Consider the following 1629-nt stretch of genomic DNA (forward strand, 5'->3'; position numbering starts at 1 on the left):
ACTTTTCCGAGAGTGGTGTCGTTAAGGTCTGATAGAGCAGCGGTGCCCAAGGCAATGCACCGGGCATGGACGACTTATGGGAGGGCTGGAGTAACGGCTTGCCCCGCGCTTTGCCGTTCTTATGTGGGTATCAGGTGTGGTCGGCAGAGCGATTCACTTGAACGTTATCGCGGGCCTCGGATAAGGCACGCTTAAGTTATCGGAGCTCTAATAAAATGGCTATGACTATCATCCAAATCAGTGAGGTCAGCATTAATGTCGTATTAACGATCAAGTGTCTTCTCAGGTGAGGTGGGAAGTGTTCAAGGTCGACAGGATTAATATCTCCAGTTTGGATGTATGCCCTCGACCACAAAACCATTCCGGCAATTTTCGAAATCTCAAACAGAGACCAAATAAAACCTCTTTTTCCAAGACTTGTTCCCCACAAGTAAATATAGCGGCTGTTTTTTAAGGCCTCCTTTATAGCGTCAATATGACAGCGGCTCAGGTACAGACTGTATGCGGTGCCGGCAGCGGATAGCAGAATTGGCGCCCCAAGAAAAAAGATCGCAATCCAGGGAGACCAGTTGTCGATACTGGTCATGGTTGAGTCACCTGGTAAATCTTTTCCCCAATTGCTTCGCCAGCTCTACCACCGACAGTCGTACCCACCCATGCGCCAGTCCCCACTAAGGCCGCGACGCAGACAACGCCTCCGATACCTCCGGTGGCTGCCCCAATCGCCAGACAAATCGGACCACCAGCAAACGCCCCCGCTGATCCACCGGCAACACCACCACCAGTAGAGCCAACGAATTTCCCGCCTTCGGTAAACTTGACTTTCTCACAAGCGGCCGCAGAGTCACCGTTGCACACCTGCTGAATAGCCAGCAACGAGGACACACCTCCGAGGCCAATACCGATATATCCCCCCGCCTTCATGTACTTGGCTGCACGACTCACCGCCTCCACATGCGCGGAATAACCCGGAATCTTCCCCGGCCCACCCGCCTTGTCCCAGTGATGCACCAAGCTGCGGCTGGAAATACCCAGTGCCGTTTTCAACTTGGGATGATCACCCAAGGTCGTCTGGCCACGTAGGCGAGTAGAGTTCAGCAGGTGAGCGTCCAAATGAGCGAGCAAGCGTTTGCGTTCGGCGAAGAACTGCGGTGATTTGAGGTGACCATGCTGGCGATACTCTTCGTGATGCATACGTTCAATGGCTTGGAGCGTGTCGCGCAGGTTGCCCAGGTGTTTCTCCATCACCACCGCACTTACACCCAGCCAGGTCGAGGTATGGCCGATGAAGCTGGCCATTTCTGCGCCGTGACGATGCAGGAAGTCAGCCTCATCCGGCGTAAGTGAATCCAGTGAGGCGTCGACTTGTTGGGCGACCTGCATCAATTGTGATTCCTGATAGGTGCAGGAAGTATTGTTCGGATCACTGAGCACAATCAGTGAACTGGCTTTAACGTTCACCGTGCGAGGATTGAGCGCTCGGAATTTGCGCATCACCGCCGAATCAGGTGCAGGAAACAGCGTTTTCTCCAACGCTTCGCGGCTCATGCTCTTGGGGACGATATAGAAACCTGGTTCCTGGCCTTGCACGCCGTTGAGTGCAATCGGCACTCTAGTGCCGGAAGGCGC

General features: G+C 54.0%; 2 protein-coding genes. Both read right to left on the reverse strand.

Translation table 11 applies throughout. The features are described from left to right. Positions 1–196 precede the first annotated feature (196 nt). A complete protein-coding gene (locus CQ041_RS26080) occupies positions 197–586 on the reverse strand; it encodes a hypothetical protein (protein ID WP_105525259.1) in 390 nt (129 codons plus the stop codon). Further along, positions 583–1629, reverse strand: a 1047-nt coding sequence (locus tag CQ041_RS26085) for a PAAR domain-containing protein (protein WP_241090133.1), incomplete at its 5' end; no start/stop codon positions are given. The genes CQ041_RS26085 and CQ041_RS26080, both read right to left, overlap by 4 nt.

It is taken from the genome of Pseudomonas sp. MYb60 (genome assembly GCF_002979555.1).
GTDB lineage: Bacteria > Pseudomonadota > Gammaproteobacteria > Pseudomonadales > Pseudomonadaceae > Aquipseudomonas.